This is a genomic window from Mesorhizobium sp. M0077 (genome assembly GCF_040322955.1).
Classification (GTDB): domain Bacteria; phylum Pseudomonadota; class Alphaproteobacteria; order Rhizobiales; family Rhizobiaceae; genus Mesorhizobium.
In genome coordinates, this window is the sequence record NZ_JAMYUL010000002.1 from 89,618 (window position 1) to 115,125 (window position 25,508).

Annotated in this window: 28 protein-coding genes and 1 pseudogene; 5 read left to right on the top strand and 24 right to left on the bottom strand. The window is 62.2% G+C overall.

Annotated features, from left to right (window positions below; genetic code table 11):
• Window positions 1–28: 28 nt before the first annotated feature.
• The 15 genes from NKJ57_RS04605 to NKJ57_RS04675 all read right to left on the bottom strand — a co-directional run bounded on the left by NKJ57_RS04605 (window position 29) and on the right by NKJ57_RS04675 (window position 14,192).
• Window positions 29–316 (bottom strand): DUF2160 domain-containing protein, encoded by a 288-nt coding sequence (locus tag NKJ57_RS04605; protein WP_023670977.1) that lies wholly within the window; start codon window positions 314–316, stop codon window positions 29–31.
• A 67-nt stretch (window positions 317–383) separates the two neighbouring features.
• Window positions 384–1,298, bottom strand: a complete 915-nt coding sequence (locus tag NKJ57_RS04610; protein ID WP_023670976.1) for a carbohydrate ABC transporter permease — start codon at window positions 1,296–1,298, stop codon at window positions 384–386.
• 1 nt (window position 1,299) lies between these two features.
• Window positions 1,300–2,166, bottom strand: coding sequence for a carbohydrate ABC transporter permease (locus NKJ57_RS04615; protein ID WP_023670975.1), 867 nt, complete (start codon window positions 2,164–2,166; stop codon window positions 1,300–1,302).
• Window positions 2,167–3,258, bottom strand: coding sequence for an ABC transporter ATP-binding protein (locus NKJ57_RS04620; protein WP_023730147.1), 1,092 nt, complete (start codon window positions 3,256–3,258; stop codon window positions 2,167–2,169).
• A 10-nt stretch (window positions 3,259–3,268) separates the two neighbouring features.
• Window positions 3,269–4,348, bottom strand: coding sequence for an ABC transporter ATP-binding protein (locus NKJ57_RS04625; RefSeq protein WP_023684650.1), 1,080 nt, complete (start codon window positions 4,346–4,348; stop codon window positions 3,269–3,271).
• Window positions 4,349–4,386: 38 nt separating this feature from the next.
• Window positions 4,387–5,907 carry a glycerol-3-phosphate dehydrogenase gene (gene glpD / locus NKJ57_RS04630; protein WP_352512604.1) on the bottom strand — a complete coding sequence of 507 codons (1,521 nt, stop codon included), beginning with the start codon at window positions 5,905–5,907 and terminating at the stop codon, window positions 4,387–4,389.
• A 117-nt stretch (window positions 5,908–6,024) separates the two neighbouring features.
• Window positions 6,025–6,792, bottom strand: a complete 768-nt coding sequence (locus NKJ57_RS04635; protein ID WP_023670971.1) for a DeoR/GlpR family DNA-binding transcription regulator — start codon at window positions 6,790–6,792, stop codon at window positions 6,025–6,027.
• A 115-nt stretch (window positions 6,793–6,907) separates the two neighbouring features.
• Window positions 6,908–7,354, bottom strand: coding sequence for a hypothetical protein (locus NKJ57_RS04640; protein WP_023693406.1), 447 nt, complete (start codon window positions 7,352–7,354; stop codon window positions 6,908–6,910).
• 14 nt (window positions 7,355–7,368) lie between these two features.
• Window positions 7,369–8,784, bottom strand: coding sequence for a pyridoxal phosphate-dependent decarboxylase family protein (locus tag NKJ57_RS04645; protein WP_023815793.1), 1,416 nt, complete (start codon window positions 8,782–8,784; stop codon window positions 7,369–7,371).
• Window positions 8,785–8,875: 91 nt separating this feature from the next.
• Window positions 8,876–9,607 carry a proteasome-type protease gene (locus tag NKJ57_RS04650; protein ID WP_023742489.1) on the bottom strand — a complete coding sequence of 244 codons (732 nt, stop codon included), beginning with the start codon at window positions 9,605–9,607 and terminating at the stop codon, window positions 8,876–8,878.
• 32 nt (window positions 9,608–9,639) lie between these two features.
• The gene (locus tag NKJ57_RS04655; RefSeq protein WP_023670966.1) at window positions 9,640–10,434 is read right to left on the bottom strand and encodes a transglutaminase family protein; all 795 of its coding nucleotides are present in this window, start codon (window positions 10,432–10,434) and stop codon (window positions 9,640–9,642) included.
• Window positions 10,435–10,520: 86 nt separating this feature from the next.
• Complete coding sequence (locus tag NKJ57_RS04660) at window positions 10,521–11,462, bottom strand: alpha-E domain-containing protein (RefSeq protein WP_023693403.1); 942 nt, start codon at window positions 11,460–11,462, stop codon at window positions 10,521–10,523.
• 125 nt (window positions 11,463–11,587) lie between these two features.
• Window positions 11,588–13,000 carry a circularly permuted type 2 ATP-grasp protein gene (locus NKJ57_RS04665; RefSeq protein WP_352512606.1) on the bottom strand — a complete coding sequence of 471 codons (1,413 nt, stop codon included), beginning with the start codon at window positions 12,998–13,000 and terminating at the stop codon, window positions 11,588–11,590.
• Between the two features lie 275 nt (window positions 13,001–13,275).
• On the bottom strand, window positions 13,276–13,512 hold the full coding sequence (locus NKJ57_RS04670) for an Lrp/AsnC family transcriptional regulator (RefSeq protein WP_023670963.1): 237 nt from the start codon (window positions 13,510–13,512) through the stop codon (window positions 13,276–13,278).
• Window positions 13,513–13,580: 68 nt separating this feature from the next.
• Entirely contained in the window at window positions 13,581–14,192 is a 612-nt protein-coding gene (locus NKJ57_RS04675; protein ID WP_352512608.1) for a DsbA family protein, read from the bottom strand.
• A 192-nt stretch (window positions 14,193–14,384) separates the two neighbouring features.
• Between NKJ57_RS04675 and NKJ57_RS04680 the strand changes: the two genes are divergently transcribed.
• On the top strand, window positions 14,385–14,807 hold the full coding sequence (locus NKJ57_RS04680; RefSeq protein ID WP_023684643.1) for a DUF4864 domain-containing protein: 423 nt from the start codon (window positions 14,385–14,387) through the stop codon (window positions 14,805–14,807).
• Window positions 14,808–14,814: 7 nt separating this feature from the next.
• On the opposite strand, the gene tgt is transcribed toward NKJ57_RS04680, so the two are convergent.
• From tgt to coaD, 7 genes and pseudogenes are all read right to left on the bottom strand, one after another.
• Entirely contained in the window at window positions 14,815–15,945 is a 1,131-nt protein-coding gene (gene tgt, locus NKJ57_RS04685) for a tRNA guanosine(34) transglycosylase Tgt (RefSeq protein WP_352512609.1), read from the bottom strand.
• Window positions 15,938–16,208, bottom strand: a pseudogene (locus tag NKJ57_RS04690) (hypothetical protein). The gene tgt and the pseudogene NKJ57_RS04690 overlap by 8 nt, the downstream one beginning before the upstream one ends.
• On the bottom strand, window positions 16,198–17,286 hold the full coding sequence (gene queA / locus NKJ57_RS04695) for a tRNA preQ1(34) S-adenosylmethionine ribosyltransferase-isomerase QueA (RefSeq protein WP_023746162.1): 1,089 nt from the start codon (window positions 17,284–17,286) through the stop codon (window positions 16,198–16,200). Before queA ends, NKJ57_RS04690 begins: the two are co-directional and overlap by 11 nt.
• Window positions 17,286–17,735 carry a DMT family transporter gene (locus tag NKJ57_RS04700; RefSeq protein ID WP_023693398.1) on the bottom strand — a complete coding sequence of 150 codons (450 nt, stop codon included), beginning with the start codon at window positions 17,733–17,735 and terminating at the stop codon, window positions 17,286–17,288. The genes queA and NKJ57_RS04700 overlap by 1 nt, the downstream gene beginning before the upstream one ends.
• A gap of 12 nt (window positions 17,736–17,747) precedes the next feature.
• Complete coding sequence (locus NKJ57_RS04705) at window positions 17,748–18,260, bottom strand: peptidylprolyl isomerase (protein ID WP_023730156.1); 513 nt, start codon at window positions 18,258–18,260, stop codon at window positions 17,748–17,750.
• A 43-nt stretch (window positions 18,261–18,303) separates the two neighbouring features.
• Window positions 18,304–18,891, bottom strand: coding sequence for a peptidylprolyl isomerase (locus NKJ57_RS04710; RefSeq protein WP_023734323.1), 588 nt, complete (start codon window positions 18,889–18,891; stop codon window positions 18,304–18,306).
• Between the two features lie 75 nt (window positions 18,892–18,966).
• Window positions 18,967–19,467, bottom strand: coding sequence for a pantetheine-phosphate adenylyltransferase (gene coaD, locus NKJ57_RS04715; RefSeq protein WP_023670954.1), 501 nt, complete (start codon window positions 19,465–19,467; stop codon window positions 18,967–18,969).
• Between the two features lie 194 nt (window positions 19,468–19,661).
• Here coaD and NKJ57_RS04720 point away from each other — a divergent pair, with 194 nt between their 5' ends.
• Window positions 19,662–19,808 (top strand): hypothetical protein, encoded by a 147-nt coding sequence (locus NKJ57_RS04720; RefSeq protein ID WP_352512612.1) that lies wholly within the window; start codon window positions 19,662–19,664, stop codon window positions 19,806–19,808.
• A gap of 57 nt (window positions 19,809–19,865) precedes the next feature.
• On the opposite strand, the gene gyrA is transcribed toward NKJ57_RS04720, so the two are convergent.
• Window positions 19,866–22,655 (bottom strand): DNA gyrase subunit A, encoded by a 2,790-nt coding sequence (gyrA, locus tag NKJ57_RS04725; protein ID WP_023734322.1) that lies wholly within the window; start codon window positions 22,653–22,655, stop codon window positions 19,866–19,868.
• Window positions 22,656–22,878: 223 nt separating this feature from the next.
• The gene (locus NKJ57_RS04730) at window positions 22,879–23,730 is read right to left on the bottom strand and encodes a helix-turn-helix transcriptional regulator (protein ID WP_352512613.1); all 852 of its coding nucleotides are present in this window, start codon (window positions 23,728–23,730) and stop codon (window positions 22,879–22,881) included.
• Window positions 23,731–23,817: 87 nt separating this feature from the next.
• Here NKJ57_RS04730 and NKJ57_RS04735 point away from each other — a divergent pair, with 87 nt between their 5' ends.
• The 3 genes from NKJ57_RS04735 to NKJ57_RS04745 all read left to right on the top strand — a co-directional run bounded on the left by NKJ57_RS04735 (window position 23,818) and on the right by NKJ57_RS04745 (window position 25,502).
• On the top strand, window positions 23,818–24,354 hold the full coding sequence (locus tag NKJ57_RS04735; RefSeq protein ID WP_023734321.1) for a hypothetical protein: 537 nt from the start codon (window positions 23,818–23,820) through the stop codon (window positions 24,352–24,354).
• A gap of 34 nt (window positions 24,355–24,388) precedes the next feature.
• On the top strand, window positions 24,389–24,766 hold the full coding sequence (locus NKJ57_RS04740) for a VOC family protein (protein WP_023734320.1): 378 nt from the start codon (window positions 24,389–24,391) through the stop codon (window positions 24,764–24,766).
• Between the two features lie 106 nt (window positions 24,767–24,872).
• Window positions 24,873–25,502, top strand: a complete 630-nt coding sequence (locus NKJ57_RS04745; protein WP_023670949.1) for a MarC family protein — start codon at window positions 24,873–24,875, stop codon at window positions 25,500–25,502.
• Window positions 25,503–25,508: the final 6 nt, after the last annotated feature.

Here is a 25,508-nt window from a genome sequence, read left to right on the forward strand (position 1 = left end):
CACGCGGTCGCTCCAACAGTTTCCCCCTCTATACGTAGCGGAACACGCCAACGGCGTAGACCACGGAGAGAGCGAGAGCCCACCACAGGTTGGATCCGACAAGACCCAGCCAAGCGAGATGGATAAAGGCGCTGCCAAGCAGCGACAGAAAAAGACGGTCGCCGCGCGTCGTCTCGAAGCGCAGGATGCCGACGCGCGGATTGCCGCCCGGCGAGGCAAATTCCCAAAACGCCATGCCGCACAGCAGTAGAAGAATGGTGCCGAAGAACGCCGCCGTCGGCCACGTCCACGCCATCCAGGTGAGGTCGAGATTCATGGTGACACCCTCCCCAGGGCAAAGCCCTTGGCGGTGGTGGTGAGGGTGAACCCGTGCTTTTGTTTCATCACACCCTCCCCAGGGCGAAGCCCTTGGCGATGTAGTTGCGGACAAACCAGATGACGAGCGCGCCGGGGATCAGCGTCAGCACGCCGGCGGCAGCGAGCAGGCCCCAATCCATGCCGGCGGCCGAAACGGTGCGGGTCATGGTGGCGGCGATGGGCTTGGCATCGGTGGTCGTCAGCGTGCGAGCGATCAAAAGCTCGACCCATGAGAACATGAAGCAGAAGAAGCAGGCGACACCGATGCCACTGGCGATCAGCGGCATGAATATCCTGACGAAGAAGCGCGGGAAGGAGTAGCCGTCGATATAGGCTGTTTCGTCGATCTCTTTGGGCACGCCCGACATGAAGCCTTCCAGGATCCACACCGCCAGCGGCACGTTGAACAGGCAGTGCGCCAGCGCCACAGCGATGTGGGTGTCGATCAGGCCGAAAGCCGAATAGAGCTGGAAGAACGGCAGCGCGAACACTGCCGGCGGCGCCATGCGGTTGGTCAGCAGCCAGAAGAACAGATGCTTGTCGCCGAGGAAGCGGTAGCGCGAAAAGGCGTAGGCCGCCGGCAGCGCCGCAGCCACGGAAATCACCATGTTCATGACAACATAGGTGATCGAGTTGATGTAGCCCGAATACCAGGACGCATCGGTGAAGATAGTGACGTAGTTGGCGATCGTAGGCTGATGCGGATAGAGCGTCAGCGAGGAGACGATCTCGGCATTGGTCTTGAAGCTCATGTTGATGAGCCAGTAGATCGGCAGCAGAAGCACGATGATGTAGATCGTCGGCACGATCCACCACCAGCGCGATTCCTCGCCGCGCTTGCGCATCAGCCGGGCGACCTGATCCTGCGAAAGCGTGCTCGCCAATTTTCCCGAAGCGGTGGTTTCGCTCACTCTGTCGGCTCTTTCGTTGGCGCCGCTCATCTCAGCGCTCCGCGTCGTAGTTGGTCATCACGGTGTAGAACACCCACGACAACAACAGGATGATCAGGAAGTAGACCAGCGACATGGCGGCCGCCGGACCGAGGTCGAACTGGCCGAGCGCGGTCTTGACGAGGTCGATCGACAGGAAGGTGGTCGAGTTGCCGGGGCCGCCGCCGGTGACGACGAAGGGCTCGGTGTAGATCATGAAGCTATCCATGAAGCGCAACAGCACGGCGATCAAAAGCACACGCTGCATCTTCGGCAGCTGGATATAACGGAACACCGCCCAGCGCGAGGCGCCGTCGATCTTGGCCGCCTGGTAGAAGGCATCCGGGATCGAAACCAGGCCGGCATAGCAGAGCAGCACGACAAGGCTGGTCCAGTGCCAGACGTCCATGATGATGATGGTGACCCAGGCGTCGAACGGATCCTGAACGTAATTGTAGTCGATGCCGAGCGCGTTGACGTAGTAGCCGAGCAGGCCGATGTCGTTGCGGCCGAAGACCTGCCAAATGGTGCCGACGACGTTCCACGGAATGAGCAGCGGCAACGACATAAGCACTAGGCAGACCGGCACGCCCCAGCCCTTCTTCGGCATGTTGAGCGCGATGAATATGCCGAGCGGCACTTCGATGGCCAGAATGATGAAGGAGAAGATCAGGTTGCGCACCATCGCTTCCCAGAAGCGGCTGGACGACAGCAGTTCCTCGAACCACTGGGTGCCTGCCCAGAAGAAGACGTTGTTGCCGAAGGTGTCCTGCACCGAATAGTTGACGACCGTCATCAGCGGAATGACGGCCGAGAACGCCACCAGCACCAGCACCGGCAGCACCAGGAACCAGGCCTTGTTGTTCCAGGTCTTTTCCATCTATGCCCCCATCTCGACACGCCCCATCTCAACCAGCCAGGAATCGGCATAGATGTTGATGCCGGCCGGATCGAAGCGAACCTTTGGGTCGGCCGGCACGCTCTCGTCCTCGCCGATGACGGCAGCGATCTCGCGGCCTTCGAGGCTGGCGCGCACCACCTTGTGGCGGCCGAGATCCTCGACCTTGCTGATTTTAACCGCCATGCCGTCACGGCCGAGCCTGACATATTCGGGGCGGATGCCGAGTTCGATGGCGCCGGAGCTCCCAGCGGCGGTCTTTGGCGCGCCGGGCAGCTCGATGCGTTGGCTGCCAATGGTCGCGGTCTTGCCGTCGATCGCCACCGGCATGACGTTCATGCCGGGCGAGCCGATGAAGTAACCGACGAATGTGTGGCGCGGGCGCTCGAACAATTCAGCCGGCGTGCCGATCTGGACGATGCCGCCATCATACATGACGACGACCTGGTCGGCGAAGGTCAGCGCCTCGGTCTGGTCATGGGTGACATAGACCATGGTGTAGCCGAAGCGGCGGTGCAGTTGCTTCAACTGCGAGCGCAGCACCCACTTCATGTGCGGATCGATAACCGTCAGCGGTTCGTCGAACAGGATAGCATTGACATCCGAGCGCACCAAGCCGCGGCCGAGCGAGATCTTCTGCTTCTGGTCGGCGGTCAGGCCCCTCGCCTTCTTCTTCGCCCACGACGCCAGGTCGATCATCTCCAGCGTCTCGCGCACCTTGCGGTCGACATCGGCCTCCGGCACGCCGCGGTTGCGCAGCGGGAAGGCAAGATTGTCGTAAACGGTCATGGTGTCGTAGATGACCGGGAACTGGAACACCTGCGCGATGTTGCGCTCCTGCGTCGACAGATTGGTGACGTCCTTGCCGTTGAACAGCAACTCACCGTGCGAGGGGTGCAAAAGTCCCGAAATGATGTTGAGCAGCGTGGTTTTGCCGCAACCCGAAGGCCCAAGCAGCGCGTAGGCGCCGCCATCCTCGAATGTGTGGTGCACTTCCCGCAGCGCAAAATCGGCATCCTTCTGCGGATTGGGCAGGTAGGAGTGCCTGACATGGTTGACGTCGATGCGCGCCATCTCTTCCCCCTCAGGCCGCAAGCTTCGGCGCGGCGACGGCGCTGCCGTTGCTGTCGAAGACCATGATGTGGCGCGGATCGATAAACACCTCGATCTCGGCGTCCGGCTCGAAATCCCGGATGCCGTGGGTCAGCATGACCCAGCGCGCATCGGCAAAATCGAGGTGGATGAAGCTTTCCGAGCCGGTGATCTCGGTGATCGTCACCTTGGCGCGCACCGGCACCGCGGCAGCGTTGGGCCGCTCCAGCGACAGATGATGCGGCTGAAAGCCGATCGTGTAATTGGCGTCGGCAATGCCGGCGAGTTCGGCCGGCACCGGCAGCTTGACGCCGCCCTCGAGCAGGAAATCCGGGCCCTTCTTGGCCAGCACGATGGTGTTGAGCGGCGGATCGGCAAAGGTTTTCGCCGTCACCAGGTCGATCGGCTTGCGGAAGACGTCGATGGTCGGCCCGAATTGGGTGATCCGCCCCTCGGACAGCGTCGCCGTATTGCCGCCGAGCAGCAAGGCTTCATGCGGCTCAGTCGTGGCGTAGACGAAAATGGTGCCGGCGGCGGCAAATATCTTGGGCAGTTCGGCGCGCAGCTCCTCGCGCAATTTGTAGTCGAGATTGGCGAGCGGCTCGTCGAGCAGCACCAGGCTGGCATTCTTGACGATGGCGCGGGCCAGCGCCGTACGCTGCTGCTGTCCGCCGGACAGGCTGAGCGGCGTGCGGTCGAGATAGGGTGTGAGCTTCAGAAGCCCTGCCGCGTTGCGGACTTCCTTGTCGATCTTGGCCTGGTCGGTGCCGGCGACGCGCAACGGCGAGGCGATGTTCTCGTAGACGGTCATCGCGGGGTAGTTGATGAACTGCTGATAGACCATGGCGATCTTGCGCTGCTGCACCGGCATGCCGGTGACATTCTGGCCGTCGAACCAGACTGAACCGGTGGTCGGCACGTCGAGCCCGGCCATCAGCCGCATCAGGCTGGTCTTGCCCGACAGTGTCGGCCCGAGCAAAACGTTGAGCGAGCCGTGCTGAAGCGTCAGCGACACGTCGCGGATATGCTCCACCGCGCCGACCATCTTCGTCACGTTTCTCAGTTCCAGCATGATGCCTCCTCCCAGGCTTTGTGCATCAATCGCCTTCCCTATTCCGCTGCCGCGACATGGCGCCGGCTTATGCCGCGCATGAATTCGTCAAGCGCCGAGGCCTGTTCGCGGCTGAGATGCAGACCGCGCTTGGTGCGACGCCACAATACATCTTCGGCGGTCAGCGCCCATTCGTTTTCGCTGAGGTAGCGTACCTCGGCCTCATAGAGATCGGCGCCGAAATTGCGGCCGAGATCGGCGTTCGACTTGGCGAGGCCGAGCAGCACTTGCGCGCGCGTGCCGTAAAGCCTGGTCAACCGACGCGCCAGGCGCTGGTCGAGGAAAGGATAGGCGCTCTTCAGCTTCGCCACCTGGGCGTCGAAACCGGTGGCCGGGAAATCGCCGCCTGGCAAGGGCGCGTTCGCCGTCCACGGCTTGCCGCGCTTGCCGAGAAAACCTTCGATCTTTTCCAGCATCGATTCCGACAGCCGGCGGTAGGTGGTGATCTTGCCGCCGAAAGCGTTGACGATCGGCGCCTTGCCCTCGCCGCCATCGGCTTTCAACACATAGTCGCGGGTCGCTTCCTGCGCCTTCGAAGCGCCGTCGTCGTAGAGCGGGCGCACGGCCGAATAGGTCCAGACGATGTCGGGGCGCGTCACGGCTTCAGCAAAATATTCGCTCGCCGCCGCGCAGAGATAGTCGATCTCGGTGTCGCTGATCTTCACGTCATGCGGATCGCCGGGATAGTCGCGATCGGTGGTGCCGATCAGCGTAAATTCTTCCTCGTAAGGGATGGCGAAGATGATGCGCCCGTCCTTGTTCTGGAAGAAGTAGGCGCGCGGATCATCGAATTTCTTTTTGATGACGATATGACTGCCCTGCACCAGGCGCACATTGTGCACGTCGTTCTGGCCCACGGTGGTCGACAGGACGTGGTCGACCCATGGACCGGCGGCATTGACCAGCAGCCGGGCCTTGACCTCGTCGGCATCTCCCGTCCGCACGTCTTCCACGCGGATCGCCCATAGATCGGCTTCGCGCCGCGCCCCGACGACTTTCGTGCGGGTGCGGATGGTGGCGCCGCGGTCGGCGGCGTCACGCGCGTTCAACACCACCAGCCGGGCATCGTTGACCCAGCCGTCCGAGTACTCGAAGGCCTTGTGAAACAGCGGCTTCAGCGGCTTGCCCGCCGGATCCTTGGACATGTCCAGTGTCCGGGTCGCCGGCAGCAATTTGCGGCCACCAATATGATCGTAGAGGAACAGGCCGAGCCGGATCAGCCAGGCCGGGCGCAGGCCCTTGGCATAGGGCAGCACGAAGCGCATCGGCCAGATGATGTGCGGCGCGTTCTTCCACAGAACCTCGCGCTCCATCAGCGCCTCGCGCACCAGCCGGAACTCGTAGAATTCGAGGTAGCGCAGACCGCCGTGGATCAGCTTGGTCGAGCCGGAGGAGGTTCCGCTGGCAAGATCGTTCATCTCGGCGAGAAATACCGAAAAGCCCCGCCCAACGGCGTCGCGGGCGATGCCGCAGCCATTGATGCCGCCACCGATGACGAAGATGTCACGGACTGCGTCCACAAATCCCTCCCGCGATTTCGCATTGCAGCATTTTTGAGTTGTTACGAAACCGTATCGGGATTATTTCGAAATAAGAACGAATGTCAAACGAAATGTAACGGGACCGTGATCGATAGCCTAGCCGAGCGACGTTTCGATCAATTGAACCTCCGCTTCCTCGCAGATCTTACGCACCGACGGGATGTCGCAACGGTCGGTGATGAAGGTGTTGACTTGCGAGAGATGGCCGATGCGAACCGGCGCGGTGCGTTCGAACTTGGTCTGGTCGGAGACCAGGATGACATGCCTGGCATTGGCGATAATGGCTTGCGCCACTTTCACTTCGCGAAAGTCGAAATCGAGCAACGCGCCGTCATGGTCGATGGCCGAGGCGCCGATCACCGCATAGTCGACCTTGAACTGCCTGATGAAATCGACCGCGGCCTCGCCGACAACGCCGCCGTCGGAGCCACGCACGACGCCGCCGGCGATTACCACCTCGATCGAAGGATAGATGCGCATCCTGTTGGCAACATTGATATTATTGGTGATGACCATCAGCCCGGTATGGTCGAGCAGCGCCTTGCTGACCGACTCGGTCGTGGTGCCGATGTTGATGAACAGGGAGGCGTTGTCGGGTATCAGCCTGGCCGCCGCGCGGCCGATGGCCTCCTTCTCGTCGGCGGCAATCTTGCGGCGCGCCTCATACTCCATGTTCTCGATGCCGGACGGGAACAGGGCCCCGCCATGGATGCGCGTCAGCAGCCGCTGGTCGCAGAGATCGTTGAGGTCCTTGCGGATGGTCTGTGGCGTCACGTTGAAATGCGTGGCGAGGTCATCGACCAGCACACGGCCATGGTCCTTCGCCATCTGGATGATCTCGGCATGGCGCGGCGACAAATACACTGAGAACCTCCCGTTTTCGTTTTTCTTGTTTGTAGCTGAAAACGAAAGCAATGAAAAGGGAGACGCCGGCTAATGAAATATCGATGATTGCAAAGGCGAACCGGGCAGATACGGCTCAGACCCGCTCCGCCACCTTGCGGGTGACAGCCGCGACTTTACCTGGCGAGCGGATCATCAGGAAATTGCCGGACCAGTATCCCGGGATCCGCCAAGTGCCTTTGATCTCGGTTGCATCACCGTTGATGATGCCGCTGTAGTGAATCGGGTGCGCCTTCAATTCGGCCTTGTCGTATGTCTTGGTAAAGGAGACGGCGTTGCCCTCTCGCTGCCCCTGCAGGCTTGCGTATCTTGCCGTGCTGGTCGCCGCCGGTTCGTGGGTCATCCCCGTCAAGCTGGTTGCCGTCTCGATCAGCGTTGCAACGAAGGAAACCGGCGGCAGTTCGCGCGGATAGAAATAGCGCCCGCTCCAGACGCCCGTCAGATTCTGGCTAACCCCTTCAGCCCTTCCGGCCATATGCTTGCTCGCAAGTCCTTGCTGGCTTGCCCCGGCGGCGGCAACCACCCGGGCAATCCCTGTCAGTCCTTCGGGGATCTTGCACACTCGCAGATGACAGTGAAGGCGGTATCGACATCGGCCGCGGTTGTCTCGAACTGGCCTGCCTGGAAGCGGATGGCGACCCGCCCATCGACACGCGTCTGCGTCAGGTAGATACGGCCGTCATTGTTGATGGCGTCGACCAGACGCAGATTGTGCTCGTCGCAGTCAGCGCCGGATGTGGCGCGATGCCGGAACGAGAACAGCGACAGCATCGGCTGGCTGGCGAGCTCGAAATCCTCCTCCTCGGCCAGGCGCGCTGCTATGCCTTCGCTCCAGGCGACGTGATTGCGGATCATGGTGCGCAGCGCCTCGAGGCCATGGGCGCGCAGCAGGAACCACAGCTTCAGCGCCCGGAAGCGACGGCCGAGAGGCACCGACCATTCGGAGTAGTTGATGATGCCGTCATGGCCGCGAGTTTTCAGATAGTCCGGCTTGATCGCCAGCGTGCGCACGAGATCCTCCGGCTGGCGGACGAACTGGATCGAGCAGTCGAATTGCGCGCCCAGCCATTTGTGCGGGTTGAAGACGATCGAGTCCGCGCCCTCGACACCGGTCCAGAAATGCCGGTATTCCGGGCAGATCATGGCCGATCCGGCCCAGGCGGCGTCGATATGCAGATAGAGCCCCTGGCGTTTGGCCACCGCGGCCACTTCAGCGATGTCGTCGGTGCCGCCGGTGCTGGTGCCGCCGACGCACGCGATGATGCCGGCCGGCAATAGGCCGGCCGCGCGGTCGGCAACAATCGCCGCTTCCAAAGCCGCGGTATCCATGGCGCGGTAGGTGCCGGCGACGGGAATGCGGACGAGGTTTTCCTCGCCAATGCCGGCGACCCAGATGGCGCGGTCGATCGAGGTGTGCACCTGGTCGGAGGAATAGACGCGCAGCCTGCCCTGCCCGGAAAGACCCTTCTTGTTGCCCTGCCAGTCGAGCGTGCGCTCGCGCATGGTCAACACGGCGGCCAGCGTCGCCGATGATGCGGAGTCCTGGATCACGCCGGAAAAGCCTTCGGGCAGGCCGAGCGCCTGGCGCATCCAGTCGACGATGCGCGTCTCAAGCTCTGTCGCCGCCGGCGAAGTCTGCCACAGCATGCACTGCGCGGCCATCGCAGAGACCAGATATTCGGCAACCACCGAGACGGGTGCTGCATTGGCCGGGAAATAAGCAAAGAAACGCGGATGCTGCCAATGCGTCATGCCGGGCACGATCTTGGCTTCGAAATCGGCGAAGATCGTCTCCATCGATTCCGCGGCCTCCGGCGGAGAAGCTTCGATGCTCCTGAAGATCTCGCCCGGCGCTATGGCAGGTCGCACGGGCCGATCGCGAAGGCCGGCGCGGTAATCAGCGCCCCAGTCGGCGGCGCGCCTCGACCAGTCGCGGAATTGCTCGTTGTCCATGGATCCTCCCGACGTGCCGATCAGCCCAGCCGTTTGAATTTTTGATTAACATGTTAAATAGAGACAGGCAACCGCGACGAAGGTTGCCGCGCTACCCCGGAAAATCAGGCAGGCTGGCAAAGGCCGTCTTCAACGCGTTCGACCAGCCTTCGGAAATAGCACGATAATATCGATCGTCCTGGCCGATGCGTTTTTTCAAACCCACCGTGAACGTATCCTCCCCCAGGAACAGCAGGTCGAGAGGCAGGCCGACGGACAGGTTCGATTTCAGCGTCGAATCGAACGACACCAGCAAGAGCTTGACCGTTTCAGCCAGGCTCATCGTCCTTTCATAGGCACGGATGATGATCGGCTTGCCGTATTTGGTCTCGCCGATCTGGAAGAACGGCGTGTCGTCGGTGGATTCGATGAAATTGCCCTCGGGATAGATCATGAACAGCCGTGGCGGGCTGCCCTTGATCTGGCCGCCGAGGATGAAGGAGGCGTTGAAATAGGAATCCGCCTTTTCGCCGGCAGGCGACGAGCTGGCGATGACTTCCTTGACGGTGTCGCCGACCAGCCGCACCGTCTGGTACATGGATGGGGTCTCGAGCAGCGTCGCGTGGCGTTCCGCCACCGCTTTGGTGCGCTCGTCGAGCAGGCTGACCACGGCCTGCGTCGTGGCCAGATTGCCGGCCGACATCAGCACGATGACGCGCTCGCCTGGCTCTTCCCAGACATGCATCTTCTTGAAAGTGGAGATCGAATCCATCCCGGCATTGGTGCGCGTGTCCGACATGAACACGAGCCCACGATCGATCTTGAGGCCGACGCAATAAGTCATGGAATCTCTTCAGGCAGCAATCTTGCCGGAGACTACTGCTCTACCGTGACGGTGACTGCAAGCTGTTCCTCCGCCTGTCCCAGTCGAATTCCCGACACCGGCGAGGCGTCGCGATAATCACGGCCGGTGGCTACCCTGACATAGCGTTCATCGGGGGAAATGCCGTTGGCGGCGTCGAAGGCGACCCAGCCGAGACCCTGAACATGGGCTTCGGCCCAGGCATGGCTCGCCGCCTGCTCGATGGCCGCATCCATCATCAGATAGCCACTGACATAGCGGGCCGGAAAACCCATGACGCGGGCTGCGGTGACAAAGATGTGGCTGTGATCCTGGCAAACGCCGGTCTTCAGCGCCAATGCCTCTTCCGCCGGGGTCGTCACGCTGGTGGTGCCCGGCGTGTAGGCGACGCGCTCGACGATCAGCGCCATCAGCCGATGCAGCCTTTCGATGTCGGTACCTTTGCCGACCGCCGCGGCAAGCTCGCTTATGCCCTCGCCGGGGATGGTCAAAGCTGTCTCCTGGCTGAACAGCCACAGCGGCGCAAAGCCGTGATGCGGACCCGAGACGCCCGCTGTGTCGCGCGTGACAACCTCGCCGGAGGCCTCGACGGTGATGAAGTCGCGCTCGCCCTCGACGCTCAACAGCCTGTTATCGTTGCCGAAATGGTCGTTAAAGCGGACTTCCTCGCGCGCGCCCTCGATCTTCAGCGCCCAGGACAGCACGGTCTGCGTCGGGCCACTGACCGGTAACAGGCGCAGCCGCTGCAACAGATAGTGCACCGGCGCGTCGTAGCGGTATTCGGTACGGTGGGTGATCTTGAGCCGCATGCCCTATTTTCCGTTTGCAAGCATGATCTTATCCGAAAACCGGGTCTCACTTGTCGCTAGCGCGGTCCTCCGGTTCGCGATCATGCTCAATTGAACCGGTAATCTTGTGCGATCTCTTCACCAAGCTTGGTGTTGTCTTGAATGAACCTGGCCAGGAATTCGTGCAGGCCGGCGTCGAATATGTCCTTGATCGACCCTGCCTGCAGCATCGCCTGTGTCCTGTCGACGGTGGCGTGGCAGGCATGACGGTCGCCATAATCGTCGCCGAGGAACTTCAGATGCTCGGCGAGAAAACGATAACAGAAGGTCAGCGAGCGCGGCATGCGCACATTGAGGATCAGATAGTCGGCAATGTTGGTCGGTTTGTAGTCGGCCTCATAGACCCAGCGATAGGAACGGTGCGCCGACACCGAGCGCAGGATCGATTCCCACTGGTAGTTGTCGAGGCTCGAGCCGACCCAGGAGATCGACGGCAGCAGCACGTAGTATTTCACGTCGAGGATGCGTGCCGTGTTGTCGGCCCGCTCGACATAGGTGCCGAGCTGCGAGAAGTCGAAGATCTCGTTGCGCAGCATCGTGCCGTAGAACGAGCCGCGGATCAGCGCCGTCTCGCGTTTGATGGCGTCGAGCACACTCGGCAGGTCGCGCTCGTCGATCGGCTTTGCCAGCATGCGCTTCAGGGCCATCCAGGCTTCGTTGATGCTCTCCCAGGTCTCGCGCGTCAGCGCGGTGCGCACCATGCGGGCATTGTTGCGAGCGGTCTCGATCGCCGACATCGTGCTCGACGGGTTCGAGGTGTCGCGCAGCAGGAAGTCGGCGACGTTGGCGGCGGTATAGTCCTTGTATTTCTGCGTGAAGGTGACGTCGGAGCCGGCGCTGAGCAGCACCGAATTCCACTCTTCCGACGCGCTCTGGGTGCGGGTCAGCGCCATGCGAAGGCCGGCATCGACCAGACGCGCCATGTTTTCCGCCCGCTCGATATAGCGGTTCATCCAGTAGAGCCCGTTGGCGGTGCGGCCGAGAAGCATGTGAAGTGGCCCTTCGGGCTAGTGAGTAGGGAATAGTGAGTAGGGATTAGTAAGTATTTGAATCTCTGTGGAATATGGCATTTCTTGTCCCTCTACTGCCTACTGCCTACTGCCCTATTCCCTACCTAATCGTCCAACACCCACGTATCCTTCGTGCCGCCGCCTTGCGAGGAATTCACGACCAACGACCCCTCCTTCAGCGCCACCCGCGTCAAGCCGCCGGGAACGATCTGGATTCGGTCGGAGACCAGAACATAGGGCCTGAGATCGACATGGCGCGGCGACAGGCCTTTTTCGGTCAGGATCGGGCAAGTCGACAGCGCCAGCGTCGGCTGGGCGATGTAGTTGGAAGGCTTCGCCTGCAGCTTCTTGGCGAAATCCTGGCATTCCTTCTTGGTCGCAGCCGGGCCGACCAGCATGCCGTAGCCGCCGGAGCCGTGCACTTCCTTGATGACCAGCTCATGGATGTGTTCGAGCACGTATTTCAGGCTGTCGGGCTCCGAGCAGCGCCAGGTCGGGATGTTGCCGAGGATGGCCTTGCGGCCGGTGTAGAACTCGACGATGTCGGGCATGTAGGAATAGATCGCCTTGTCGTCGGCGATGCCGGTTCCCGGCGCGTTGGCGATGGTGATGTTGCCGGCGCGGTAGACGTCCATGATGCCGGGCACGCCAAGGGCCGAGTCCGGCCGGAAGGTCAGCGGGTCGAGGAAGGAATCGTCGACGCGCCGGTAAAGCACGTCGATCTGCTTGTAGCCTTCGGTCGTGCGCATGGCGACGTGGCCGTCTACAACGCGCAGATCCTGGCCTTCGACCAACTGCACGCCCATCTGGTCGGCGAGGAAGGCATGTTCGAAATAGGCGGAGTTGAAGCTGCCCGGCGTCAGCACGGCAATGGTCGGTGCGCCCTTGGTGCTTTGCGGCCGCACTGCCGCCAGCGACTGGCGCAGCAATTGCGGATAATTCTCCACCGGCCGCACCTTGATCCGCTGGAACAGCTCGGGAAAGAGCTGCATCATCGTCTCGCGGTTCTCCAGCATGTAGGAGACCCCCGACGGCGTGCGCGCATTGTCCTCCAGCACGTAGAACTCGTTCTCCGAGATCCGGACGATGTCGACGCCGATAATGTGGGTGTAGACGCCGGCCGGTGGCCGCACTCCGATCATTTCCGGCAGGAACGCCTCGTTCCTGGCGATCAGCTCCCTCGGCACGCGGCCGGCGCGCAGGATTTCCTGGCGGTGGTAAATGTCGTCGAGGAAAGCGTTCAGCGCCTGTACGCGCTGCTCGATGCCTTGCGTTAGCCTCCGCCATTCATTGCCGGAGATGATGCGCGGCACGATGTCGAAGGGGATCAGCCGCTCGGAGGCTTCCTGCTCGCCATAGACGGCGAAGGTAATGCCGGTCTTGCGGAAGACGCGCTCGGCGTCCTGCATCTTTTCGGTAAGCCTGGCCGGATCCTGCTCCTTCAGCCAGCGGTCGTAAGCCGTATACGGTTGTCTCAGCCCGGAAACTTCCGGAAGCATTTCATCGAACGCTGCCAATCGCATACTCCCCTGTGACGCCATTTCACTGGCGTCGCGGGAGAAAATCAAGCGCAATCGGTGATTTGGAGGATATCGGCGACCAGTATGTTCCGACTGCCCAAAATTCGGGCAGTCGGAACAGGACCTTAATCAGGCTCTGCCTTGTCGCCGGGCAAGTGCCTGATGCGGCCATAGCAGTTCACCGTTTCATGGAAACGGCGACCTGCCATGGCTTTGTGCTTTGACGCAATTCCGGACGGAAAACCGCTTCACATTTTTTTCCTGGAATTGCTTTAGAAAGCGCGGAAAGTGACGACCGTGAAGGTGTCCTTGATTCCGGGAATAATCTGCACCTTCTCGTTGACGAAGTGGCCGACATCTTCCTCGTCGTCGACGTAGAATTTGGCAAGCAGGTCGTAATTGCCGGCGGTCGAGTAGATTTCCGAGGCGATTTCGGCATCGGCGAGCGCGCTGGCGACCTCGTAGGATTTGCCCAGATCGCACTTTATCTGCATGAAAAACGTCTTCATTGCCGGTCCCGATCAAGCTTCAGCACACAAGCGGCCCTTGTGGCAGACTGCCGCCCGGCTTTCAAGCATCAGGCCGAGCGCGCCTTGGCGACGGCTTGTCTCAGTTCGGACACCGGCATGCCGCGCCGATACAAGTTGCCGCCGATGACCAGGGCTGGCGTGCCGCGCAGCTTGAACGCCGTCGCCTGGACTTCGGTGCGGACAAGGGCAGCGTCGATGTCGGGTTCACGGATGGCGAGGTCGGCACGCACCATCGCCACATCGACACCGACGGAAGAAAGGATGTCGTTGGTGCGGCGTTCCGAAAGGCCGCGCTGGTTGGTCATCAGCGCATCGACCGCCGCGCCATAGTGTTCGCCGCTCAGCAGCGTCACCCGCGCCGCGTCGCGCGACACGTCGCCGAAGATCGGCCAGTCCTTCATCACAAGCCGGACGCCGTTGTCCTCTTCCATCAACTTCTTCAGCTCGACGAAGACGAGCTTGCAGATCGGGCACTGATAGTCGACGAATTCGGCGATGGTGACGTCGCCATCGGGGTTGCCGAGCGCTGGAATGGCGGGATCGAAGGCGACTTCCGTGACGGTCGGCCCGGTGCTTGCCCAGGCGGGCAAGGGAGCCAAAACTGCGAGGCTTGCCGCGCCCTTCAGCAAAAGGCGCCGGTCGATCGGCTGCTTGAACATGGTTGTCCCCTGGTTGCGCGAACGGGTCCCCACCCGTCCTACGATGCGCGCCCCGCGTTAAAGGAGGCTTAAGCATGATCATGTGGCACTTGCGTGGCGAATATTGCGGTTGCTGAAACCGTGAGGCTCCGCAAAGCGTATGGTATGATGCGTCCCGGGACGGGTTTTGTTGGGGGACAATGGAGACAGGCCATGCGCCGCACCGCATTCGCAGTCGTTTCATTGCTGTTCGCGTTGTTCGTGTCGGCAGCCCTTGCCGGCGACGCCGAAGTCAAGGCCGGCCAGGCCGTCATCGATGGTCAGTTGAAGGCGCTCATCGCCAATGATGGCGCCAAGGCGTACAGTTTCGCCGCTCCAAATGTGAAGCGCATCTTTCCGACCGTCGACACCTTCATGAACATGGTGACCAACGGCTATCCGCCGGTGCGCCAGCCGCAGAGCTATTCCTTCGGCAAGGTCGAGCAGATGGGGCCAACTTCGCTAATCCAGCAAGTGCTGATCGTTGGGCCCGACGGCAAGGACTATGAGGCGGTCTACACGCTGGAACAGCAGCCCGACGGCAGCTTTCAGATCACCGGCTGCAGCTTGCGCGCAGCGAATTCGCTCAGTACCTGAGGCCCGGCTACAGCACCGGAATATCACCCCTCGCCCATGCCTCGGAAATCTCAGCCGTGCGCGCCTCAAAGTCCCGGGCCTCGATCGCGGCGCGAATGTCCTGCATCAGCTTCTGATAGTAGGACAGGTTGTTCCAGGTCAGAAGCATCGCGCCCAGCGCCTCCTGCGAGCGCACGAGATGATGCAGATAGGCGCGTGAATAGTCGCGTGCCGCCGGGCAGTCGCTCTCCTCGTCCAGCGGCCGCGGATCGTCCGCATGGCGGGCATTCCTGAGATTGACCTTGCCGCGCCTGGTATAGGCCAGGCCATGGCGGCCGGCGCGGGTCGGCATCACGCAGTCGAACATGTCGATGCCGCGCGCCACCGATTTCACGATGTCGTCCGGCGTGCCGACGCCCATGAGATATCGAGGCTTGTTGTCAGGCAATTCCGGACAGGTGATCTCCAGCATATCCAGCATCACCGCTTGCGGCTCGCCGACGGCCAGGCCGCCGACGGCATAGCCCTTCAGCTCCATCGCGCTCAGCGCCTGCGCCGAGCGCACCCTGAGTGCTGCGTTGTCGCCACCCTGGACGATGCCGAACATGGCCTTGCCGGGCTGGTCGCCGAACGCTGTCTTGCAGCGCTCGGCCCAGCGCAGCGACAGCTCCATCGCGCGCTCGATCTGCTTGAGGTCGGCCGGCAGCGCTGTGCATTCGTCGAGCTGCATCTGGATGTCGGAATCGAGCAGGCCCTGGATCTCGATCGAGCGCTCCGGCGACATCTCGTAGGCAGCGCCGTCAATGTGCGAGCGAAACGTGACGCCCTTCTCGGTCAATTTCCTGAGTTTCGACAGCGACATGACCTGAAAACCGCCACTGTCGGTCAGGATCGGCTGCGGCCAGCGGGCGAATTCATGCAAGCCACCAAGCCGCGCCACGCGCTCGGCCCCGGGCCGCAGCATCAGATGGTAGGTGTTGCCCAGGATGATATCGGCGCCGACCCCGCGCACCTGATCCATATACATGGCCTTGACCGTGCCGCCGGTGCCGACCGGCATGAAGGCTGGCGTGCGGATTTCGCCGCGCGGCATGGTGATGGAACCGCGCCGCGCCTTGCCGTCAGTGGCGAGGATCTTGAAGGTGAATGTTTCAGCCATTGAATTCCTTGTCATGGACAGGCGCGCGTGGCGCCTGCCTGTCGAGCGACTGGCGGTATTGGATGCAGCCGCGCATGAATTTCGGCCATGGCGGCACGGCAATCGACGGATCGGTCTTTTCCGGCAAGCAGGTCCCACAGGTTGGGATGATGCCAGCATAAATCATGGCCGGTAGAATCTCGGTGCTGGCGAATGCCGGCACGCAATTTCTTCACTTCGGCGATCAGGCTTTCGCGATCGAGGGCTTGCAGGTCATCGTCCATCGCTCATCTCCGCTCGATAAAGCAGGCTTGCATCTCCGTAGGAATAGAACCTGTAATTGTTCCCGATGGCATGAGCATAGGCCGCACGCATCGTGTCTAGGCCGCTGAAGGCCGAAACCAGCATGAACAGCGTCGAACGCGGGAGATGGAAATTGGTCATCAGCAGGTCGGCGGTCTTGAACCGATAGCCCGGCGTGATGAAGATGTCGGTCGGGCCGGACCAGGCGGTCAGCGAGCCATCAGGCCGTGCCGCGCTCTCCAGCAAGCGCAGCGAGGTGGTGCCGACAGCGATGATGCGCCCGCCCCGCGCCTTGGCGCCATTCAGAGCGTCGGCTGTTGCTTCGCTGACCGAGCCGGTCTCGGCATGCATCTTGTGGTGAGCGGTGTCGTCCGCCTTGACCGGCAGGAAGGTGCCGGCGCCGACATGCAAGGTCACGAAGCGGCGTTCGATGCCTTTTGCATCCAGCGCGGCAAACAGCTCCGGCGTGAAATGCAGGCCTGCGGTGGGGGCAGCGACTGCGCCCTCCTCCTTGGCATAGATTGTCTGGTAATCCGTCAGGTCGCGCGCGTCGTCGTCGCGCTTGGAGGCGATATAGGGCGGCAGCGGGATGTGGCCGACGGCATGCAGCGCCTCGTCGAGAAACGGCCCCGACAGGTCGAAACCGAGCAGCACCTCGCCGGCATCGCCCTTCTCGATCACTGTGGCGTCGAGCTGGCCGAGGAAACAGGAATTGCCGTCATGGCCGAAATGGATGCGGTCGCCGGCGGCGATGCGCTTGCCCGGCCGCATGAAGGCCAGCCAGCGGTCCGGCGCCATGCGCATATGCAGCGTGGCGTCGACCTGCGCCTGCGCTTCGCCGCGCCGCCTGATGCCTCTCAACTGGGCAGGAATGACCTTGGTGTCGTTGAAGACCAGCACGTCGCCCGTTCTGAGCAAGGACGGAAGGTCGCGCACCGCGCGGTCCGCAAAGTCTTCGCCTGGCCTGACCACCAGCATTCTGGCGCTGTCGCGCGGCTCGGCCGGGCGCAGCGCGATGCGCTCCTCCGGCAGGTCGAAGTCGAAGAGATCGACGCGCATCAGTAGAGCCGGACGAGCAGCGCTCCGGCCAACAGCAGCACCGCGCCGGCGATGCGGCCGAGCGAAATCTCGCGCACCGCCACGCCGAGAAAGCCGACGCGATCGATCAGCATGCCGGCCAGCAACTGGCCGGCAACCAGGAACGCCATCAACGCGGCTGCACCAATGCGCGGCGTAAGAATGGTTGACAGGGTAACATAGAAACCGCCGAGCATGCCGCCGGCGATGAACAGCCAAGGCGCCGGCGCCTTCCAGTCGAGCGAGATGTCCTGCAGCCGCACAACGGCAATGGAGATGATACCAAGCACGATCGCGCCTGACAGGAACGAAAACGCAGCAGCCGCGACCGGGAGCCCCAGGCCGCGCGCCAGCTGCGAGTTGATCGGCGCCTGGACGGCGATGAAGGCGCCTGACAGGATGCCGAGCAGCGACCAGACCACGCCCATCATCGTCGTTTGTCCTTACTTGACGTCGGCCGCGACCTTCAGCGACACGATCTTGTCGGGATCGACCACCGGCTCGCCGCGCTTGATCTTGTCGACATTGTCCATGCCTTCGATGACCTGGCCCCAGACCGTGTACTGGCGGTTGAGGAAAGCGGCATCGTCGAAGCAGATGAAGAACTGCGAATTGGCGGAGTTCGGGTTCTGCGAACGGGCCATCGAGCAGGTGCCGCGGCCATGGTTGGCGTTGGAGAATTCAGCCTTCAGGTCAGGCTTCTCGGAACCGCCCATGCCCGCGCGGGAGGGGGCAAAAGTGGGCTTGGTCGAATTGCCGAACTTGACGTCACCGGTCTGCGCCATAAAGCCTTCGATGACGCGGTGGAAAACCACGCCGTCATAGGCGCCTTCGCGGGCCAGTTCCTTGATGCGGGCGACGTGGCCGGGGGCCAGGTCGGGAAACAGTTCGATGACGACCTTGCCCTTGGTCGTTTCCAGGATGAGCGCGTTTTCGCGGTCCTTGATCTCAGCCATGTCGGATCTCCTTTATCTCAGAAAACAGAATGATTTGATAGGTTTACTTGTCGGCGGCGATGCGTACCTTGACCATGCGGTCGGGGTCGCTGACCGTGCCGTTGTCGGCCTCGTCGCCCTTCTTGATCTTGTCCACCAGCTCCATGCCACTGACGACATTGCCGACGATGGTGTACTGGCCATCGAGGTTTGGCGCCGGCGCGAACATGATGAAGAACTGTGAATTGGCGGAGTTCGGATCCTGCGAGCGGGCCATGCCGAGCGTGCCGCGCTTGAAATGCTCACTCTGCGAGAATTCGGCCGGAAGATCAGGCAGCTCGGAACCGCCGGTGCCGACGGCTTCGGGGCTGAACCCCTTCTTCATGTTGCCGAACTTGACGTCGCCGGTCTGCGCCATGAAGCCGTTGATGACGCGGTGGAAGGCGACATCGTCGTAAACGCCTTCGCGCACCAGCTTCTTGATCTGCGCGACATGCTTGGGCGCCAGATCAGGGCGCAGCGCGATGGTGACGTCGCCGTTCTTCAAGGTGATGATCATGGTGTTTTCCGGCTCGGCGGCGAAGGCCGAAACGGATGCGGTCACGAGACCGGCAAGCACGACGAGGAACGAGGCGAGCTTTTTCAGCTGCATAAGGGATCTCCGAAGGTCTTTGTTAGGGTGCATGTCGTTGCCCCAAAACCGGCATCCACTTTTGGGCGACATGCACTATTTCGCGAATTTGGCGGTGAGCGCGCCGGCAACGGCGGCCGGCACGAACGGACGGATGTCGCCGCCCATCGAGGCTATCTGGCGCACAAGTGTGGCGGTAATGGTGCGTACCGACGGGCTGGCGGGCAGAAAAACCGTCTGCAGTTCCGGCGCCATCGTCTCGTTCATTCCAGCCATCTGCATCTCATAGTCGAGATCGGTGCCGTCACGCAGGCCGCGGATCATGATCGAGGCGCCATGCTTGCGGGCCGCGTCGATGACCAGCCCGTCAAAGGCGACGACCTTGATACGGTCGCCGTCGCGGCCAAATTCGGCCTTGGTCGCGGCCTCGATCAGCTTCACCCGTTCGTCGAAGGAAAACAGCGGCGTCTTGCCGGGGTGAGTGCCGATCGCCGCATAAACCGTGTCGGCGACAGCCAGCGATGCCTTCAGGACATCGAGATGGCCGTTGGTCAGCGGGTCGAAGGAGCCGGCATAAAGGGCGATGCGATCGGTCATGGGAGGTGCTTCTAGCGGGGCATTGGGCGGAAGGCAAATGCGATTGGGAACATCTGCGTGAACCTTTTCGCAGACATGAACGACAGATGAATGCCTTGATCACGAAGACTTCACGCCGCGTTCGCTAGTTTGCACTTCGGAAGATGAAACCAAAACCCGATCTAACCGTTGGATAGGCGCAGGAGAACACGCACATGCTGATCTACATGCTCGCCACCGCAATGACCGTCGTCATGCTGATCGCCACCGCATTCGGATTGCATAGCGAGGCAGAGCGCGTCCGTGTCCGGACAAAGCGGTTCGAAGGTTTCGGCGCTCGCTGGCCCCACCGTCACCCCTGATTTATTGCTAGTTTCTTGTTTGCGCCGGCCCATCGGGCCGGCGTTGTTGGTCAAAACCTATTCGGCGCTGTCCGGTACGGCATCTCCGGCCACGGCCTCAATGACACTCTCTTCGACATCCTCGTCGGCCTGCGGCTCCGAGATCCGTTCGACCGAAACCACCTTTTCGCCTTCGGCGGTGTTGAAGATGGTCACGCCCTTGGTGGCGCGGCTGGCGAAACGGATACCGTTGACCGGCACCCGGATGACCGTGCCGCCGTCCGAAACCAGCATGATCTGGTCGTCATTGCCGACCGGGAAAGTCGCCACCAGCTGGCCGATCTCGGCCACCTTCGACACGTCGGTGGCGCGGATGCCCTTGCCGCCGCGTCCGGTCAGGCGGAAATCGTAGGATGACGAGCGCTTGCCGTAGCCATATTCGGTCACCGTCAGCACAAATTGCTCATGCGCCTTGAGCTCTTCGTAACGGCTGTCGGAAAGCTCGGTCTCCTCGCCAATCTCCTCATTGGTGAGTGCAATCTCTTCTTCCTCGCCGGTCACCTCGGCGGCAAGCCGCCGCTCCAGTGCTGCCCGCTTGAGGTAGGCGGAGCGTTCCGCCGGCGAAGCATCGACATGCTCGATCACCGACATGGAGATGATGCGGTCGGTCTCGGCCATGCTTATGCCGCGCACGCCGACCGAATTGCGGCTCTGGAAGACGCGCACATCGCCAACGCGGAAGCGGATGCACTGGCCGGAGCTGGCGGTCAAAAGCACATCGTCATTGTCTGTGCAGGTCTCGACGCCGAGGATCTCGTCGCCCTCCTCCTCCAGCTTCATGGCGATCTTGCCGTTGCGGTTGACCTGGACGAATTCGGACAGCTTGTTGCGGCGCACGGTGCCGCGCGTGGTGGCGAACATGACGTCGAGTTCGCCCCAGCTGGTCTCGTCCTCGGGCAGCGGCATGATGGTGGTGATGCGCTCGCCCTGCTCCAGCGGCAGCATGTTGATCAGCGCCTTGCCGCGCGACTGCGGATTGCCGATTGGCAGCCGCCAGACCTTTTCCTTGTAGACGATGCCGCGCGAGGAGAAGAACAGCACCGGCGTATGCGTGTTGGCGACGAACAGCCGGGTGACGAAATCCTCTTCCTTGGTCGACATGCCGGAGCGGCCCTTGCCGCCGCGGCGTTGCGCCCGGTAGAGCGACAGCGGCACGCGCTTGATGTAGCCGGAATGGCTGACGGTGACGACCATGTCCTCGCGCTGGATCAGATCCTCGTCTTCCATGTCGGCGCCGCCGTCGGTGAGCTCGGTGCGGCGCGGCGTGCCGAACTCGTCGCGCACGGCGGCAAGCTCGTCCTTGACGATCTGCTGGATGCGGGCGCGGGACGACAGAATGTCGAGGTAATCCTTGATCTCGTCGCCGATGGTGTTCAGCTCGTCGGCTATTTCGTCACGGCCGAGCGCAGTCAGGCGCTGCAGGCGCAGTTCGAGGATGGCGCGCGCCTGTTCCTCGGACAGGTTGTAGGTGCCATCCTCATTGATGCGATGGCGCGGATCGTCGATCAGCAGAATCAATGACTCGACGTCGCCGGAGGGCCAGCGCCGCTCCATCAACTGCTCGCGCGCCGTCTGCGGATCGGGCGCGGTGCGGATCAGCTTGATCACTTCGTCGATGTTGGCGACGGCTATGGCGAGACCGACCAATACATGGGCACGGTCACGCGCCTTGCGCAGCAGGAACTTCGTGCGCCGGCTAATCACCTCTTCGCGGAAGCCGACAAATGCCTTTAGCATGTCGGTCAGGTTCATCACTTCCGGCTTGCCGCCGTTCAGCGCCACCATATTGGCGCCGAAGGAGGTTTGCAGCGGCGTGAAGCGATAAAGCTGGTTGAGAATGACGTCGGCGACGGCGTCGCGCTTCAGCTCGATGACGACGCGGTAGCCCTGGCGGTCGCTTTCGTCGCGAATGTCGGAAATGCCTTCGATGCGCTTGTCGCGCACCAGTTCGGCCATCTTCTCGATCATCGAGGCCTTGTTCACCTGGTACGGGACTTCCGTGATGATGATCGATTCACGGTCGTTTCCGCGCTGTTCGACATTGACCTTGCCGCGCATGACGATAGAGCCACGGCCAGTCGCATAGGCGCTGTAGATGCCGGAACGGCCGAGCACGATGCCGCCGGTCGGGAAATCGGGACCCGGAATGATCTCCATCAGCGCCGGCAAATCGATCGCCGGATTGTCGATGATGGCGATGGCGCCGTTGCAGATCTCGGCCAGATTGTGCGGCGGGATGTTGGTGGCCATGCCGACGGCGATGCCGCCGGAACCGTTGACCAGAAGATTGGGGAAGCGGGCCGGCAGCACCTTCGGTTCGGTGTCGGATGCGTCATAAGTCTCCTGGAAATCGACGGTTTCCTTGTCGATGTCCTCCAAGAGTTCATGTGCGACCTTGGTCAGCCGCGATTCGGTGTAGCGCATCGCCGCCGGCGGATCGCCGTCGATGGAGCCGAAATTACCCTGCCCGTCGATCAGCGGAACGCGCAGCGACCAGTCCTGCGCCATGCGCACCAAGGCGTCGTAGATCGAGGCGTCGCCATGCGGATGGTATTTGCCCATCACGTCGGCGACCGGGCGGGCCGACTTCACATATTTGCGGTTCCAGTGGTAACCGCTCTCATGCGCCGCATAGAGAATGCGGCGGTGCACCGGCTTCAGGCCGTCGCGCACATCGGGCAGCGCACGGCTGACGATCACGCTCATGGCATAAGAGAGGTAGGAGCTCTGCATCTCCTCGATGATGGAGATGGGCTCGATGCCGGTGGGGCCGCCGTCGGCGCCGCGCGGGGGTTTTTGGTCGGTCAAATCGGATCACAATCTAATCAGGAATCATTGACCGCTTATATAGGAAGCACGGCCGAAACTCCAATATTCGTGGTGCTTTTCCAACGACAATTTCAGCGGTAAATTCAAATGGATACCTCTGATTGCGACGATTTGGCCATAACGCATTCGCCGCCGCCAGGGGCAAAAGCCTGCGAAGGACAGTTTTCCAAGTCAAGAGCGTATCTGGAGGCAGACAGACGCGTCAGCGGGTAGCCACCCGCCGGGAGCGATAGTGGCCAGGCGTCTCACCCATGACGCGCCGGAAACGGCGATTGAACGTCGACAAATCGTTGAAACCGGCCTCGAAGGCGATTTCCGAGATGGCATCGCCTGACATGCGCAGCCGCACCGCCGCGCGGTGCAGCCGGGTTCTCAGCAGAAACTGATAGGGCGTCATGCCGGCGACCTGCCGGAAGGTGCGCAGGAAATGATACGGGCTGGTCGCAGTCGCGCAGGCAAGCTCGGAAAGCGAGACCGGCCTGCCGGCATTGAGCTCGATCTGCCGCACCGCCTCGGCAACCCGTTTCTGGTCGCGGCGGCTCGGCGGTCGGACGCCCGGCACCGCATCGCTGGCCACAGGCAGTGCTGCGCCGGCAACAGCCAGTGCTGCGCCGGCAATTCGCAGGCCAAGCTCCTCAAAGGCGTCGATGTCGACCATCTCGCGCGCCGCTTCCGCCTCGGCCAGCAGCGATGCGAGCGCCGGCAAAGGCGGCATATGCGGCACGCCGAAGGCGAGCTTGCTCGCGCCGGGCACGTCGCTGGCGATGCGGTCGAGATAGGCCGGAGCGAAGTGGAAGGACAGGCAACGGTCGCCGGCGCCATGCTCATGCCCGCATTCATAGCAGGCGCCGACATTGCCGAGCAGGATCGCGCCCGGCGCCAGCATGGCGGCGCCTTGCCTGGTGCGGTAGCGGAAGGTGCCGCTGGTGACAGCGGCAACGCAGAAGGTGTCGTGCGCCTCCTCGAACGGGCGGTCGCCGGCGCCGGCCGTGCACAGCACGTCGGACACATGCCAGCCCTGCCCCGATGCCAGGTTTTGTTCGCTCGTCGTCATGGCTTGAAAGATAGCAATTTTTCCCAAGCGCGACACCCGGTCGGGGCCTATCGCTTGCAGCCTCCTGACACAACGAAGGCAGCAAGTATGATCGGTACATCCTCCTTTGCCAAAGCGCTCCATAGCGACGGCCCCAATCCCGGCCTGGCTGAAAAGCTGGATCTCTACGGCCGCTTCGTCGGCGCCTGGACATTCGATGCCACGCGCCATCTCGAGGACGGCACGGTTCTCACCGGACGCGGCGAGGTGCATTTCGGTTGGGTCCTGGAAGGCAGGGCGATCCAGGATGTATGGATCCTGCCCGCGCGCGATGCCAGCCCCTCGCCCTCGGTCGGCAGATGGACTTTCTATGGCACAACGCTGCGGGCCTATGATCCCGGCTCGGATGCCTGGCACATCTTCTGGAGCGACCCGCGAAACCAATACTACAGCCGCCAGCTTGGTCGCGCCGAAGGCGACACAATTGTGCAGGTCGGCGCCGACGGCACTGGTTCCTCGGTCCGCTGGAGCTTTTCGCGCATCACCAAAGACAGCTTCCGCTGGCTCGGCGAGCGTTCGCACGACGATGGCAAGACATGGCGTCTCGAAGTCGAGTTCCTGGCGCGCCGCGTCGCCCACGACTGATGACGCAACATATTGCAAAAAGGTGACAAAAAGCATGCTTGACCATGTCTCGATCGGCGTCCGCGACACCAACGTTTCGAAGCCCTTCTACGATGCCGCGCTAAAGCCGCTCGGTTATTCCTGCCTCAGCCAGTCGCCAGGCTCACTGGGTTATGGTGCGCAAACCGTGGCGCTGTGGGTGAACGACGCGGCGCGGCCAGTGCCATCGGACGAGAAGTCCGGTCTGCATTTCTGCTTTACCGCGCCGACGAGGCAGAGTGTCGTTGCCTTCCATGCCGCCGCCTTGCGTGCAGACGGCAGCGACAATGGCGCGCCGGGCCTGCGCGCCGACTATGGCGAGAACTATTACGCTGCCTTCGTCGTCGATCCCGACGGCTATCGTCTGGAGGCCTGTTGCAACGCTGCCGCCTAACATAGCCGGCGTCTCCGGTATCGGCATCTCAGACGGTTCCCACCGGCCAGGCTTTGCTCTACCACTATCGTGGCGCAGGGGTCCGGCCCGGCGGGAGGGGTCAGCGATGCCGAGTTTCGACAGCCTGTTCAACGCCTTCGTCACCATTCTGGTGACCATCGACCCGCCAGGTCTCGCGCCGCTCTTCCTCGCGGTGACACGCGGCATGAACCGCGAGGAACGTCAGCAGGTTTCGGTGCGCGCCTCGATCATCGGCTTCCTGGTGATGGCGCTGTTTGCGGTGGCCGGGGCGTCCATCCTGTCGGTGTTCGGCATCACGCTGCCGGCTTTCCGCGTCGCCGGCGGGTTTTTGCTGTTCTTCATCGCGTTCGAAATGGTGTTTGAGCGCCGCCAGGACCGCAAGGAGAAGATCGGCGACGTCGCCATCACCAAGGACATGATCCACAATATCGCGGCCTTCCCGCTGGCGATCCCGCTGATCGCCGGCCCCGGTGCGATTTCGGCGACCGTGCTACTGTCGGGCTCTTTCCAGGGTTTTGCCGCACAAGCGGCGCTTGTCGGCATCATCTTCGTCTGTCTTGCCATCACCTATCTGGTGTTCGTGCTGTCGGAGCGCATCGACCGCATCCTCGGCCAGACCGGCCGCTCGATCCTGACCCGCCTGCTCGGCGTCATCCTGGCCGCGCTTGCGGTTCAGTTCGTCGCGGATGGCATCAAGGCGCTGATGGCGGGGTAAACGGCA

What these genes read in the sequence shown, in the direction of transcription:
- NKJ57_RS04675 (WP_352512608.1), bottom strand. Translation starts at nt 14,192, where the DNA reads ATGTTCAAGCAGCCGATCGACCGGCGCCTTTTGCTGAAGGGCGCGGCA.
- NKJ57_RS04605 (WP_023670977.1), bottom strand. Translation starts at nt 316, where the DNA reads ATGAATCTCGACCTCACCTGGATGGCGTGGACGTGGCCGACGGCGGCG.
- NKJ57_RS04705 (WP_023730156.1), bottom strand. Translation starts at nt 18,260, where the DNA reads ATGGCTGAGATCAAGGACCGCGAAAACGCGCTCATCCTGGAAACGACC.
- NKJ57_RS04660 (WP_023693403.1), bottom strand. Translation starts at nt 11,462, where the DNA reads ATGCTTCTCGGCCGCACCGCCAACGGGCTCTACTGGATGAACCGCTAT.
- NKJ57_RS04645 (WP_023815793.1), bottom strand. Translation starts at nt 8,784, where the DNA reads ATGGACAACGAGCAATTCCGCGACTGGTCGAGGCGCGCCGCCGACTGG.
- NKJ57_RS04735 (WP_023734321.1), top strand. Translation starts at nt 23,818, where the DNA reads ATGATCGGTACATCCTCCTTTGCCAAAGCGCTCCATAGCGACGGCCCC.
- NKJ57_RS04670 (WP_023670963.1), bottom strand. Translation starts at nt 13,512, where the DNA reads ATGAAGACGTTTTTCATGCAGATAAAGTGCGATCTGGGCAAATCCTAC.
- NKJ57_RS04740 (WP_023734320.1), top strand. Translation starts at nt 24,389, where the DNA reads ATGCTTGACCATGTCTCGATCGGCGTCCGCGACACCAACGTTTCGAAG.
- NKJ57_RS04700 (WP_023693398.1), bottom strand. Translation starts at nt 17,735, where the DNA reads ATGATGGGCGTGGTCTGGTCGCTGCTCGGCATCCTGTCAGGCGCCTTC.
- NKJ57_RS04730 (WP_352512613.1), bottom strand. Translation starts at nt 23,730, where the DNA reads ATGACGACGAGCGAACAAAACCTGGCATCGGGGCAGGGCTGGCATGTG.
- tgt (WP_352512609.1), bottom strand. Translation starts at nt 15,945, where the DNA reads ATGGCTGAAACATTCACCTTCAAGATCCTCGCCACTGACGGCAAGGCG.
- NKJ57_RS04720 (WP_352512612.1), top strand. Translation starts at nt 19,662, where the DNA reads ATGCTGATCTACATGCTCGCCACCGCAATGACCGTCGTCATGCTGATC.
- NKJ57_RS04610 (WP_023670976.1), bottom strand. Translation starts at nt 1,298, where the DNA reads ATGAGCGGCGCCAACGAAAGAGCCGACAGAGTGAGCGAAACCACCGCT.
- queA (WP_023746162.1), bottom strand. Translation starts at nt 17,286, where the DNA reads ATGCGCGTCGATCTCTTCGACTTCGACCTGCCGGAGGAGCGCATCGCG.
- NKJ57_RS04655 (WP_023670966.1), bottom strand. Translation starts at nt 10,434, where the DNA reads ATGCGGCTCAAGATCACCCACCGTACCGAATACCGCTACGACGCGCCG.
- NKJ57_RS04650 (WP_023742489.1), bottom strand. Translation starts at nt 9,607, where the DNA reads ATGACTTATTGCGTCGGCCTCAAGATCGATCGTGGGCTCGTGTTCATG.
- NKJ57_RS04710 (WP_023734323.1), bottom strand. Translation starts at nt 18,891, where the DNA reads ATGCAGCTGAAAAAGCTCGCCTCGTTCCTCGTCGTGCTTGCCGGTCTC.
- NKJ57_RS04745 (WP_023670949.1), top strand. Translation starts at nt 24,873, where the DNA reads ATGCCGAGTTTCGACAGCCTGTTCAACGCCTTCGTCACCATTCTGGTG.
- coaD (WP_023670954.1), bottom strand. Translation starts at nt 19,467, where the DNA reads ATGACCGATCGCATCGCCCTTTATGCCGGCTCCTTCGACCCGCTGACC.
- NKJ57_RS04620 (WP_023730147.1), bottom strand. Translation starts at nt 3,258, where the DNA reads ATGGCGCGCATCGACGTCAACCATGTCAGGCACTCCTACCTGCCCAAT.
- NKJ57_RS04615 (WP_023670975.1), bottom strand. Translation starts at nt 2,166, where the DNA reads ATGGAAAAGACCTGGAACAACAAGGCCTGGTTCCTGGTGCTGCCGGTG.
- NKJ57_RS04680 (WP_023684643.1), top strand. Translation starts at nt 14,385, where the DNA reads ATGCGCCGCACCGCATTCGCAGTCGTTTCATTGCTGTTCGCGTTGTTC.
- NKJ57_RS04625 (WP_023684650.1), bottom strand. Translation starts at nt 4,348, where the DNA reads ATGCTGGAACTGAGAAACGTGACGAAGATGGTCGGCGCGGTGGAGCAT.